Here is a 12,369-nt window from a genome sequence, read left to right on the forward strand (position 1 = left end):
AAGCGACGGAGAGATCAGGTCATGGCTCGACAGGACAATGTGCAGGCGTCCGGCAAGGGCGGCGAACTTCACCAGCAGGTCGGCGACAAGCGGACGCCGGGCGGGAAGGCCGAAACAATCTCCCGGCTGACCACCAGCCAGGGCATCCCGGTTTCGGACAACCAGAACCAGTTGAAGGCGGGCGCGCGTGGTCCGGTGCTGCTGGAAGATTTCGTGCTGCGCGAAAAGATCTTCCACTTCGATCATGAGCGTATTCCCGAGCGCATCGTGCATGCGCGCGGCTCTGCCGCTCATGGTTATTTCGAGCTTTATGAGAGCCTGTCGGATCTCACCAGCGCCGATCTTTTTCAGCGCGCCGGCGAAAAGACGCCGCTCTTTACCCGCTTTTCAACCGTCGCCGGCGGTGCCGGGTCGGTCGATACGCCGCGCGATGTGCGCGGCTTCGCCGTCAAGTTCTACACAAAGGAAGGCAACTGGGACCTTGTGGGCAACAACATCCCGGTTTTCTTCATCCAGGACGCGATCAAGTTTCCGGACCTCATCCACTCGGTAAAGATGGAGGCGGATCGCGGTTTCCCGCAGGCGGCCTCTGCCCATGACACCTTCTGGGACTTCATTTCGCTGATGCCGGAGGCCACCCACATGATCATGTGGGCGATGTCGGACCGGGCGATCCCGCGCTCGCTGCGCACCATGGAAGGTTTCGGTATCCATACCTTCCGGCTGGTGAATGCCGAGGGCAAGGTAACGCTGGTTAAATTTCACTGGAAACCGAAGCAGGGCCTTGCCTCCACCTCATGGGATGAGGCGGTCAAGCTGGCGGGCGCCGATCCGGATTTCCAGCGCCGCGATCTCTTTGAGGCGATATCGCGCGGCGACCATCCGGAATGGGAGCTGGGCATCCAGGCCTTTGACGAGGAACTGGCGGACAGCCTGCCTTATGACGTGCTGGACCCGACCAAGATCATCCCCGAAGAGATCGTGCCGGTGCGCGTGATCGGGCGCATGGTGCTGGACCGTAACCCCGATAACTTCTTTGCCGAAACCGAGCAGGTTGCCTACTGCCCCGCCAACATCGTGCCTGGTATCGATTTTACCAACGATCCGCTGCTGCAGGGGCGGCTGTTTTCCTATCTCGACACCCAGCTGAAACGGCTGGGGTCGCCCAATTTTACCCAGATATCCATCAACGCGCCGAAATGCCCGATGATGAATTTCCAGCGCGATGCGCAGATGCAGATGCAGCAATTTTCCGGCCGGGCGAATTACGAACCCAACAGCCTTGCCGAAGCGGGCGAGGAGGGCGGCCCGCGCGAATGCCCGCATACCGGCTTCAGGAGTGTTGCCGGGCGTGCGGCCCGGCAGGAGCAGGGCGACAAGCTGCGCCTCAGGCCGGAGAGTTTTGCCGACCATTACAGCCAGGCACGGCTCTTTTTCCGCTCACTGGATACGGCGGAGCAGGCGCATCTCGCCTCAGCCGTGGTGTTTGAACTTTCCAAGGTGGGGCTCACGCATGTGCGCACCCGCATTCTGGCCAATCTTGTGAATGTCGATGGCGAACTGGCAAGGCGCGTGGCGCAGGGGCTGGGCATGGAGGTGCCCGATGCCTCTCCGGCAGCCGCGCCGGTTCAGGATCTCGGCACCTCCCCCGCGGTGCGCATCATCGGCGGCCCGCGCGAGCGCGACAGTCTGAAGGGTGGCACCTTCGGCGTGCTGGTGGCCGACGGCTCCCCGGCCGGAGAGGTAAAGGCCGTTCTCAAGGCCATCAAGGACAAGGGCGGCACCCCGTTCATCGTCTCGCCGAAAGTCGGCGAGGTGACGTTTGCCGGTGGCAGCACCATGGCGGCAGACGGTCAACTGGCCGGCTCACCCTCCGTGCTGTTCGATGCGGTGGCGATCATCCTGTCGCCGGAGGGCTGCAAGATGTTGATGGGCGAGGGGGCCGCCGTGCAGTTCGCCATGGATGCGTTCGCGCATTGCAAGGCGATTGCCGTCAATGAAGGCGCAAGGCCGCTGCTGGAGAAAGCCGGGGTGATGCCCGATGAGGCGGTGGTGCCGCCGGAGAAGTTCGGGTCGGTGGCCGGCAGGCGGCACTGGGCGCGTGAGCCGAAGGTGCGGATGCTGGCGTAACGCAGCCGGCCCCGCCCCCCACGTCCCGAGAACGTCCTGCAAGCCCCAGCCTTGAGGAGGCCGCCATGGCCGTTACGTCCAAAACGCCCGAGCACTCTGCGACAGGCCACGATCCGCAGACCCCCGAATATGATCATCCGACGGGGGGATGGGGGTCGCTGAGGGGCATTGCCCGAATTTTTGGCGAAGAACGCAACTCCCCGCTTGCCCTCAAGGTGCTGGCAAAACTCAACAAGCCGGGAGGGGTGATGTGTACCTCCTGCGCCTGGGCCAAGCCCGCCAAGCCGCACCTGTTCGAATTTTGCGAAAACGGTGCCAAGGCTACATTGTGGGAGATCACCCCCAAGCGCGTGACCCCGGCGTTTTTCGCCGAACACAGCGTCAAGGAACTCAGGGGGTGGCACGACCATGACCTTGAACGCGCCGGGCGGCTGACGCACCCCCTGCGGTATGCCGCGGCGAGCGACCGCTATTACCCGGTGAGCTGGCAGGAGGCGTTCGAGGCAATTGGCCGGGAGCTGCGGGCGATCGATCCGCAGGAGGCGGTTTTTTATGCCTCCGGCCATGCCGGGCTGGAGGCTTCGTACCTCTATGCGCTGTTTGCCCGCCTCTATGGCCACAACAACCTGCCGCAATCGTCCAACATGTGCCACGAGACGACGTCGGTTAACCTCAAGACCTTTATCGGCACGCCGGTTGGCACCTGCACGCTCGAGGATTTTGAAGAGTGCGATGCCATTTTCTTTTTCGGCCAGAATACCGGCACCAACAGCCCGCGTTTCCTGCACCAGCTGAAATCCGCTGTGGAACGCGGCTGCCGGATCGTGACTTTCAACCCGCTGCGCGAGCGAGGCCTCATTGAATTTGTCGATACGCAAAACCCCGTGCAGATGACGGTCGGCAAGGCGACGCAGATCTCCGAGGAATATTTCCAGCTGCTTCCCGGCGGTGACATCGCCGTGCTGGCCGGCATGATCAAATGCGTGCTGGCGGCCGAGGAAAAGGCGCCGGGCACGGTGCTTGACCAGGACTTCATTGCCCGGGAAACCAGCGGCTTCGAGACCATGCGCGCGGCCGTGGAGGCGACGGGCTGGGAGGAGATCGAGGCGCATTCCGGCCTGACCCGGGAGATGATCTCCCGGGCGGCCGATATCTATCTGGGCGCCGAAAAGGTGATCGGCATTTACGGCATGGGCCTTACCCAGCATGTCAATGGCTGGCTCAATCTCGGCATGCTGGTGAACCTGTTGCTCCTGCGCGGGAATATGGGCCGACCGGGGGCCGGCATCTCGCCGGTGCGCGGGCATTCCAACGTTCAGGGGCAGCGCACCGTCGGGATCGCGGAAAAGCCGGATCTCGTGCCGCTGAAAAAGCTTGAAGAGATGTTTGCCTTCACCGCGCCGCGACAGAAGGGGCGCAATGCCGTCGAGGCGTGCGAGGGCATTCTGGATGGCTCGGTAAAGGCAATGATCTCGCTGGGCGGCAACCTGCTGCGCGCCTTGCCGGACAGGACGCGTATCGAGGAGGCGTGGTCCGGCCTGCGGCTCAGCGTGCATGTGGCAACCAAGCTCAACCGCTCACATCTCGTGCCGGGCGAGGTCTCCTACATCCTGCCCTGCCTCGGGCGAACGGACAGGGACGAACAGCTGTCCGGGCCGCAGGCGGTCTCCATGGAAGATTCGCTTAGCCATATCTATGGCTCCATCGGCAATGCCAGGCCGCCGGAGGGGGAGCTTCGCTCGGAAGTCGCCATCGTCTGCGGCATGGCAAAAGCGACGCTGCCGGCCAGTGCCACACAGCGCTGGGATGACTGGACCGGCAATTATGACCTGATCCGCGATCTGATTGCCCGCACCTATCCTGAGGAATTTCACGATTTTAACGAACGGCTTCTGCAGCCGGGCGGCTTTTATCGCGGCAATCCGGCGCGCGGGCGCAGCTGGAAGACCGAAAGCGGCAAGGCGCAGTTTACCGAGCCGACCACGATTTCCGCCCTGGGAGAGGAAGCGGGGATAACCGCGGCCTCTCCGGGGCGGATGACACTGGTGACCCTGCGCTCCAACGACCAGTTCAACACCACGATCTACGGCTTTTCCGACCGGCTGCGCGGGCTTGAAGGCGGGCGGGATATCGTGCTGATCAACCGCGACGAGATGCGGCGGCTGGGCCTTGCCGAAGGCCAGCGTGTGACGCTGGTGTGCGATATCGCGGATGGTATCGATCTCCGGGTGAGCGGCCTTGCCGTTACGGCCTATGACCTGCCGCCGGGCTGTGTTGCGGGATATTACCCCGAACTCAACCCGCTGGTGCCGCTCGCCTACCACGAGAAACACTCCAAGACGCCGGCCTACAAGGGATCGCCTGTCGTCATTCTGCCGGAGTAGGGCGCCGTCACTTCGGTTTTTTGTCCCCGGCCGGCTCGTCCAGTTCGCGCGCGATCTGGGCGTAGCTGACGAGGGCAAAGAGTGCGCTGCCGCCAATAATGTTGCCGGCGGTGACCGGCAGGAAGAAGTGGGTGATGGCCTGCCAGGGACCAAGTGCGCCGGTAAAGATGAGGGAGAAGGCTTCCACCGAGCCGGCGACGATGTGGGAGAGGTGGAAAAGGGCGATGAGGTAGGTGAGAAGGGCGATGACGGCAAAACCCGCTCCGCCCGCCGAAGGCAGCAGCCACACCACGGTCGCCACCAGCCAGCCGGCGGCGATGGCACGCAGGAACATGTAGCTAACGGGCAGGTCGATCGCCTCGCGGGCGATTTCCAGTGCTGCGGCGCGGATATCTGGCGTGTGCATCGCATCGATGGCAATGCCCGCGCCAAAGAGGGCCGTGCCGATCAGATTGGCCCCGAAGACCAGCGCCCACAGCCGGGCGATGCCGAGAGCGCCTGCCTTGTCCGGCTTGGCAAGGAAGGGCAGCATCGCCGTCAGGGTGATTTCGGTGAAAAGCTGCTGGCGGGCAAGAATGACGATGAGGAAGCCCACCGCATAACCCCAGCACTCCACCAGCGGCCGCCAGCCGGCGTCGGGCAGATATTCGCGCAGCGTCGCCTGGGTATAGACGGAAAAACCGATGGAAAGGCCGGCGCTGAGGCCAGACCAGACAAGGCTGCTGGTCGGCCGGGCAAGTTCACCTTCGCCCTCCTGGCGCACGATCTCATAGACGGCAACCGGGCGCAGCTTGGCGTGCTCGTCGACTTCCTCTTTTTCCTTTTCGCTCAGATGGTTGGCTTCCTGTCCCTCGTCATGCCCCCTGGGGGCGGAACGGGGGCGTCGTGCGTCGTCCTTGCCTTTTTGCGGCATGGGCGTTTCCTTTCGGGCGAGCGTACCTTGTCCTGACAGTCAATACAGCGGGCGGGGCAGAAAGGTTGCGTGCCGTCCGCAAGCGCAGCCGGCCAGCCCCGCGAAACCGGAAAGAACGACCACCATGAAAAACAGCCTGTCGCTTGCCCTGTTTCTTCTGCTCGTGCTCGGCGGCGGGCTGGTCATCGGCTATGTGATGACGCCGGGCGAGTGGTATGTCGGGCTGGTGAAGCCTGTCTTTACGCCGCCGGCCTGGGTCTTTCCGCCGGCCTGGACGCTGCTTTATATCCTGATTGCGATTGCCGGCTGGCGGTTGTGGCGCGGGCTGCGCGGCAGCCTCCTCATGAAGCTGTGGGGCGTGCAGCTGGCGCTTAATTTCCTGTGGTCGCCCACCTTCTTCGGCGCGCATCTGATGGCGGCCGGCCTTGCCGTTATCCTCGCGCTGCTGGTGACGATCCTCGCCATTATGGCGCTCGCCTGGCGCCGGGAGCGCGTGGTGGCGCTGCTCTTCCTGCCCTACGCGCTGTGGGTAGCCTTTGCCTCGCTGCTGAATGGATCGCTGCTGGTGCTTAACTGAGGGGAGCCAGGTCCCGGCTGGTTACAGGTAACCGGCCTCCCGAAAGTGCCTTACGGCAAGCATCACAATGGCATCGTCTGAAATGCGGTAGCGGACGGCATAACCGCTATTGCCAAAATCGACCAGCCATTCGCGAAAGGGTTCCGCCATGCCGTCAGCAGGGCGACCGAGGTGCGGTTGTGCAGCCAGTATTCGTGTTTGTTGGCGTATTGCCTCAACGGCACGTCGTGCCGCATCGGGATCTTTAACAGCAAGAAAGCGATAGAGCCGCTGGATGTCGGTGAGCGCCCCGGCTGTCCAGATCAGTCGTGGCAAGAGGGCGGCTCCGCATCTTCCCCGGCTTCAAGCTTCTCCAGCCACGCGTCGGCTTCTGCAGCAGTGACGTGCTTGCCGGTGCGCCTGTAATGTTCCCATGCGGAAAGGGCATCCTGCCGAAAGGCCTCCTGCTTTTCCTCCCGCTCGACATATTGCTCGATTGCCTCGCGCAAAACCCAATGGGTCGAGCGCTGCCGGCGGGCGGCAAGTTGCTGCACACGGTCCTTCAGCGCATCATCCAGTTTGACAGATGTGGGGGCAGGCATCGAAGCCTCCTGAGGGTAATACCTTTGACTACCTTATCTCAACAGCACCGCATTCTCAATGATTGACCCTCAGCGTATCCGTCAGGCGCTTGGCGAGGATGTGGGTGAGGTTGAGGGTGACGGCGGCGTTTTCCTGGATGAGCTTGAAGAAGAGCTCGCTGGTAATCACCATCGCCTCCACCTTCTCGCGGGCACGAATGGTGGCGGTGCGCGGGGCTTCCGTCAGCAGCGCCAGCTCGCCGATCAGCTCACGGCCCACGCGGGTGGCGATGGTCTGGATGCCCTGATCGCTCTGCAGGATGATGTCCACGCTGCCATCCAGCACCACATAGGCGCGGTCGCCCTTTTCGCCCTGGCGCACGATGATTTCGCCGGGCTGAAACACACGCCGTTCGGCGGCGAAGGCCAGCAGCTTGAGGCGGGAGGCATCCATGCCCTTGAAGAAGGGAATGGCGGACAGCACCTCGACCTCGCGGCCGAGGGCGGTGGACTGGCGTTGCGGCCGGCTGGCGTCATCCTGCTGCTCGGCGGCGGGTTCGGCCGCCATAAGCTCGCCCGAGCGCTCGATGCCGGCGATGCGGCCGCTATCCATACGGATGACGAGATCGAAGGAGATATTCTCCGGCAGGGCGCTCTCGATCCACAGCAGGCCGCGATCCTTCATCGTCTCGTCGAGGTCGGTGAGGATGGCTTCGCGCAGGGCGGGTTCCAGCGCGCTCAGCGCTTCGTTGATGATGAGAAGCTGCGGGCGCTTGAGGATGGCGCGGGCGAGCGCCAGCTTCTGGCGTTGCTCGACGGTAAGGCGTTTGCCGGCAATGCCGGTTTCCATCTCCAGGCCGACCTGCAGCACTTCCTCATAGACACCCTCTGACTGGATGAGGTCGCGCAGGGCGGCCCCGATGCGGGCACCGGCATCGGGGCGCAGGCTGTCCACCTTGCCGAAGAGGATGTTGTCGCTGATGGAGGCATCGGCCTTGAACCGGTCGACCTCGAAAAAGGCGACGGCGTCCTTCAGATCTTCCGGCAGGCGCTCGGCAAACAGGCGCCGGGCCTTGAGGACATCCTCCTCCATCGCCTCGTCGACGAGGCCGAGGCGGTGGCGGGCCGGCACCATGCGGAAGGTAAGGCTGATGAGCCGCGCGCGGTCCGGTGCCGGCAGCGCGGCAAAGCCGGACTGGCGCACCACGCCCAGCATGCGCTGGAAATCGGGCAGGTCTTCATGATCGATGAAGCTGTAGCGCTCGAAGAATTCATGTCCCGGCGGCAGGTCGCGGAAGATTTCCAGCATCAGCCCGGCGATATCGTGGCCTACCCGCAGGAAACGCTCGCGCAGGCCGGCCGCATCGAGGATGTGCATGACATAGGCCTGCTCGGCGATGTGCTCCTGCCGCAAGCGGTCGTCGAGCGGGGTGCCGAACAGGATGTTCTCGGCAATCGAGGCGTTCTGGTTGAAGCGCTCGCGGTCGAACACTTCGACAAGGCCGGCAATCGCCGGATCGTCCAGCCTTTCGCGGAAGCCGCTGCGGATGGTCAGCAGTTTTTCGGCAAGAGCCGGATGGCGCTCCGGATTGACCGGGCTGCGCAGGCCGGCGCTGAAGATATCCTCCTCCAGCCGCACCAGCTTGAGCGCGGCTACGCCTGCTTGTACCAGTCCGTCGCGGTCGCCATATCCCAGCGCCTCGGTATCGATCCAGTCGGCATTGATGTCGAAGGCGCTGTTACCGGCGGCAAGGCTCTCATCAAGGCGCTTCAGCCGGTCGGCCGGCACACCGTCATTGCCGTGGCGGGGATAGTTGCGGATGCCATAGAGCAGGTTGTCGCGGATGGTGCCGGCGCGGATATAGGCCTCTGCATCAACATAGCCGATACGCCGGCCGGTGACGGCCTCGGGCAGGGAGGCTAGGTCTGTCGACCCTACGGTCAGGCGCCCGCCCGTCGGCAGGAACTGGCGCGCCAGCAGCCGGGCGAGGTCGCCCTTGCCGCTGCCACCGGGGCCGATGATGGCGCCGTGGCAATCGAGCGGCATGGTGAAGGAAATACCGTCGAGCACGCGCCCGCCATCATCATCCGCCAGCTGAAGATTTGTGGCGGTCAGCGGGCCTTCCAGCAGGGGCGGGTCTTCCTGCCCGTCGATCAGCAGGGTTTCGTCCATCAGCGTCGGCAGCTCGAACTGCTCGACCAGCTGGTCGTATTTGACCTTGGTATCCATCATGGTCTGGTACCAGGTCAAAAGCTCCTTCCATGGGGCTGACAGGTCCTTGTAGGCGGCGAGCACGGCAACGAGCGCACCGAAGGACAGATCGCCGTCGATGACGAGGAAACCGCCGATCGAATAGAAGAAAAACGGCGTCAGCTGCCCAAGGAAGTTGTTGAGAAACTTGATAAAAAACTTCTTGTTATAGATGTCGAAACGGACATCGTAGATCTCGCCGAGCTGGTCGGAAAAAGCAGCGAGTTCATAGCGGCTGGTATCGTTGGCATGGATGTCGGGCGCGCCGGAGACCAGCTCGCCGATCCGCTCGGAAAGCTTGCGCACATGGCGCACGCGCTGCTTGCCCAGCTGGTTCACCCGGCGCTGGAGGCGCGGGATGATAAGGGCCTGCACCGGATAAAGCGCAATGGCGGCCAGACCCATCATCGGGTCCTGCTTGGCGATGAAAAAGAGGGTGGTGATCAGCACGCCGCCCTGGAAGGCCGGCACGGAAAAACTGTCACCGACGAAACCGCCGAGCGCCTCGGATTCCGTGGTGATCATCGCCACCATCTCGCCCTGGCTGACTTTCCGGAAATGCGGCAGCGGGAAGCGGATGATGCGATGAAGCAGCATGAAGCGCAGGCGGCGCAAAAGCCGCTCGGCCATCACGCCGGTATAGACGCTGATGATGTATTTGAAGGCGCCATTGATCAGCACCAGCGCCAGGAACAGGCCGCTGAGGATCGCCAGATATTGCAGCTGGCTGAACTGGACACCCAGCAGCGGCTTGGGAAAGCCCGAGCCGCCGATGGCTTCGTTGACGATCTGCTTGGGCAGGTCGAGCGAATAATAAAGAAAGGGGAAGGAGCCGAAGATCAGGGCCAGCAGCACGATCTGCTGTGTGCGGCTGTATCTCAGCGTGAAGGAAAAAATACCTTTTTCCACTGCGGGTTTCCGCTTCCTGTTTTTCGCTTTGCCCCGGAGCCGGAGACGGGCCTTCGCCCGCCTTCATGCCCTGATCGATAAAGTGAAGTTAGTTCCGCACCACCGGCGCGAACAGCCCGACAGCGCCAGAAGTTCCGCGAAGGGCGTGATCGCCAAGGAAACGCCAGTGTTCGTTCGGCAGCAACGCGGCAAAATTGGCGCTGACGATGACGGGCTCTCCCAGCTCCTTGGTCAGGCTTTCGAGGCGGGAGGCGGTGTTGGCGGCATGGCCGATGACGGAGAATTCCAGCCGTTCCGGCACGCCGATATTGCCGAACATCACCTCGCCGCAGTGAAGGCCGATGCCGATACCGATGGGCAGTTTGCCATGCTCGAGGCGGCGCTGGTTCCACTCCTCCAGCCGGCGCAGGGCTTCCTGCATGGCCCGGCGGGCCCGGCGGGCGCCTTCCTCGGCAGAAACCTGCGGGAAGATGGCGAGCACGGCGTCACCGATGAAACGCAGCACTTCACCGCCCTCCGCCAGCACGGCGCCGGCGGTACATTCGAAATAGCGGTTGAGCAGGCGCAGGAAATTTTCCGGCGGCATGCTCTCGGCAAGGCCGGTGGAGTTGCGGAGATCCGAAAACCAGATGACGGCCGATATGCTCTCGCCGTCACCGCGGCGGATTTTGCCGGCGAGCACCCGCTGGCCGGCATCGGGGCCGAGATAGGTGGTGGCGAGATTGTTCGCCATCTCCCACTTGATGCCGACATTGAGAGTGACGGCCATGCGGCGCTGCACGCGCATGATGTCGGCCAGATGCGCCTTGGTGAAGCCCTCCGGAGCATCGGTGGTCCAGGAGCAGATGACCCCGTGCTCCAGCATCGGGCCGGGATGTCCGGGCAGCGGGCGGCCGAGCTCGGTGGCGATGGCGAGATAATCGGTGTGGCCGTCCTCCGCCAGCTCCTCCAGCACCAGGAAATCGAGCATCTTTTCCGGGCCGGTGAGGCGCCGGCGCAGCATCGGGACCTTGTGCTCGAGGATGTAGCTCATCGGGCTGCGCGCCCATACGGCGCGGTCGTCGGTGCTCTTGTTGTCGCCGGGCTTGTCCAGTGGCTTGTCGAGGCGGCTGTCTTCGCCGTCGGCGAAATGGCGGTGGTCGAAAGATTCGATCTCCTTGCCGCGTTCCCATACGAAGCTGCGCGCCCGCAGCATCGGGTGCAGCGTGCGGTATCCCAGCATGACACGGCTGATCGGCACGCCGGCGGCATAAAGCCGCTCGCAGGTCCCGGCCACCACCTGGTCGAGCGCAGGGGTCGAGAGCGACTGATCGACCAGCCACTCCGTCAGCGCATCGACCATGATGTTGGGCTGGCGCTCGGAAATGGCGCGCAGGGTGGCGGGGTCGGTCAGGAAACTCGTCTGGAGCGACATGGAGGCACTTCCCACGAAGGCGCAGCCTTGATGCTATCGCAACTGCCGGCACGGCGCCGTAACATTCCATACATCTGCCGGTAAGGATATGTCCGTTATCCGGCTAACTATGTTCTGCCGATGGCGTCAATAACCGCTCCGGCAAGTGGTCTGGTCAGTCGATGGCCGGCCCCTGGAACGGGTGCCAGCCCTGCCGGTGTTCGATCTCGACCACCCAGATGTCCGGGTCGCGTTTGATCGAGCGCTCGATATAGGCATCGGCATCCCGCTCGGGCTTCGGGCCTTGCGGATAAAGGCGCATCCAGCCGAGCCTGCCTTCGCCGTCGCGGGCCTGGGTCAGGATCTGGCAGGTGCCGTCCAGCAGGTTGAGCTTCACCACGATGGTGCCGCTGTTCGCCTCGCCCTTGTGCAGGAGCATGGCCGGCACGGCGGCAAGGTCGCACTCGCGCAGGGCGGCGCGGACAACAAAATCGGTCGGAAGGCGGTCATCGTCCATGAGTGCTCGGCCTGAAAGCGCGGGAAGCGGGCTTCGGCCCCCGCATGATTGGTATTATGGTATCTGGACTTGTTCTGGTGGTTTTGCTATCGTCGGATACGACTGCGGATTGCATTATTCCAGTAACCATCTTCGTTTCGCTTGATGTCCGCCACCCCCGGGGCGGGCCTGTTTGGTCTCTCGTCTGCCAGCCACCCCTCAATGGCAAAAAGGGATAACTGATGGGCCGTATCGCCAAGGCTGCCATGCAACCCGACCGGGAACTGCTGCCCTCCGAGCGGGAGAGGGTGGATGAACATGTCGGCACCCGCGTCCGGGTGCGGCGCAAGCTGCTGGGCATGTCGCAGACGGCGCTGGGTGATGCGCTGGGCATCGCCTTCCAGCAGGTGCAGAAATACGAGCGCGGCTCCAACCGCATTTCCGCCAGCACGCTGTTTGCCATCAGCCGGGTGCTCGGGGTTCCTGTCTCCTACTTCTTTGAAGGGCTGCCGATGCCGGGCATGGCGCCGGTGGTCGAACTGGCGCCGGGGCCGGGCGGGGACGCGGGACGTCCGGGCGGGCGCTCCGGGCTGGATGATCCTGACACGCTGAAGCTGATCAGCGCCTATTATCGTATCCCTGACCGGAAATTACGGGAATATCTGCTCAATCTGGTGAAGGCGATTGCCACCCGCGACGAGCAGGCTGGCGGATAAGGCGCGAGGTGGCCGCTTTCTCCCCCGCCAGATGGGGCAG

The 12,369-nt window shown here is 63.4% G+C and carries 10 protein-coding genes; 4 read left to right on the forward strand and 6 right to left on the reverse strand.

The annotated features are described in order from the left end of the window. Window positions 1–21 precede the first annotated feature (21 nt). Complete coding sequence (locus QTL98_RS20360; RefSeq protein ID WP_445682656.1) at window positions 22–2,130, forward strand: catalase; 2,109 nt, start codon at window positions 22–24, stop codon at window positions 2,128–2,130. A gap of 65 nt (window positions 2,131–2,195) precedes the next feature. Beyond that, entirely contained in the window at window positions 2,196–4,514 is a 2,319-nt protein-coding gene (locus QTL98_RS20365) for an FdhF/YdeP family oxidoreductase (RefSeq protein ID WP_445682657.1), read from the forward strand. Window positions 4,515–4,521: 7 nt separating this feature from the next. Here QTL98_RS20365 and QTL98_RS20370 read toward each other — a convergent pair whose 3' ends face one another. Next, window positions 4,522–5,427, reverse strand: coding sequence for a formate/nitrite transporter family protein (locus QTL98_RS20370; protein WP_445682658.1), 906 nt, complete (start codon window positions 5,425–5,427; stop codon window positions 4,522–4,524). Between the two features lie 124 nt (window positions 5,428–5,551). Between QTL98_RS20370 and QTL98_RS20375 the strand changes: the two genes are divergently transcribed. Continuing rightward, window positions 5,552–6,004: a TspO/MBR family protein gene (locus QTL98_RS20375; protein ID WP_445682659.1), complete on the forward strand. Its 453-nt coding sequence runs from the start codon at window positions 5,552–5,554 to the stop codon at window positions 6,002–6,004. A 21-nt stretch (window positions 6,005–6,025) separates the two neighbouring features. Here the strand turns inward: QTL98_RS20375 and QTL98_RS20380 are convergent, their stop codons facing one another. The 5 genes from QTL98_RS20380 to QTL98_RS20400 all read right to left on the reverse strand — a co-directional run bounded on the left by QTL98_RS20380 (window position 6,026) and on the right by QTL98_RS20400 (window position 11,634). Then, complete coding sequence (locus QTL98_RS20380) at window positions 6,026–6,319, reverse strand: type II toxin-antitoxin system RelE/ParE family toxin (RefSeq protein ID WP_445682660.1); 294 nt, start codon at window positions 6,317–6,319, stop codon at window positions 6,026–6,028. Continuing rightward, complete coding sequence (locus QTL98_RS20385; protein WP_445682661.1) at window positions 6,307–6,585, reverse strand: CopG family ribbon-helix-helix protein; 279 nt, start codon at window positions 6,583–6,585, stop codon at window positions 6,307–6,309. The genes QTL98_RS20380 and QTL98_RS20385 overlap by 13 nt, the downstream gene beginning before the upstream one ends. 55 nt (window positions 6,586–6,640) lie before the next feature. After that, entirely contained in the window at window positions 6,641–9,724 is a 3,084-nt protein-coding gene (locus tag QTL98_RS20390; protein ID WP_445682662.1) for an ABC transporter transmembrane domain-containing protein, read from the reverse strand. Window positions 9,725–9,812: 88 nt separating this feature from the next. Beyond that, window positions 9,813–11,138 (reverse strand): adenylate/guanylate cyclase domain-containing protein, encoded by a 1,326-nt coding sequence (locus QTL98_RS20395; RefSeq protein WP_445682663.1) that lies wholly within the window; start codon window positions 11,136–11,138, stop codon window positions 9,813–9,815. Between the two features lie 154 nt (window positions 11,139–11,292). Beyond that, a complete protein-coding gene (locus QTL98_RS20400) occupies window positions 11,293–11,634 on the reverse strand; it encodes a DUF1491 family protein (protein WP_445682664.1) in 342 nt (113 codons plus the stop codon). A gap of 221 nt (window positions 11,635–11,855) precedes the next feature. Between QTL98_RS20400 and QTL98_RS20405 the strand changes: the two genes are divergently transcribed. Beyond that, a complete protein-coding gene (locus tag QTL98_RS20405) occupies window positions 11,856–12,329 on the forward strand; it encodes a helix-turn-helix domain-containing protein (protein ID WP_445682665.1) in 474 nt (157 codons plus the stop codon). Window positions 12,330–12,369: the final 40 nt, after the last annotated feature.

Source organism: Radicibacter daui (genome assembly GCA_030657355.1).
GTDB lineage: Bacteria > Pseudomonadota > Alphaproteobacteria > Radicibacterales > Radicibacteraceae > Radicibacter > Radicibacter daui.

Excerpts from the sequence above, each read along its gene's own strand:
- QTL98_RS20360 (WP_445682656.1), top strand. The coding sequence starts at position 22 with ATGGCTCGACAGGACAATGTGCAGGCGTCCGGCAAGGGCGGCGAACTT.
- QTL98_RS20365 (WP_445682657.1), top strand. The coding sequence starts at position 2,196 with ATGGCCGTTACGTCCAAAACGCCCGAGCACTCTGCGACAGGCCACGAT.
- QTL98_RS20370 (WP_445682658.1), bottom strand. The coding sequence starts at position 5,427 with ATGCCGCAAAAAGGCAAGGACGACGCACGACGCCCCCGTTCCGCCCCC.
- QTL98_RS20375 (WP_445682659.1), top strand. The coding sequence starts at position 5,552 with ATGAAAAACAGCCTGTCGCTTGCCCTGTTTCTTCTGCTCGTGCTCGGC.
- QTL98_RS20385 (WP_445682661.1), bottom strand. The coding sequence starts at position 6,585 with ATGCCTGCCCCCACATCTGTCAAACTGGATGATGCGCTGAAGGACCGT.
- QTL98_RS20395 (WP_445682663.1), bottom strand. The coding sequence starts at position 11,138 with ATGTCGCTCCAGACGAGTTTCCTGACCGACCCCGCCACCCTGCGCGCC.
- QTL98_RS20400 (WP_445682664.1), bottom strand. The coding sequence starts at position 11,634 with ATGGACGATGACCGCCTTCCGACCGATTTTGTTGTCCGCGCCGCCCTG.
- QTL98_RS20405 (WP_445682665.1), top strand. The coding sequence starts at position 11,856 with ATGGGCCGTATCGCCAAGGCTGCCATGCAACCCGACCGGGAACTGCTG.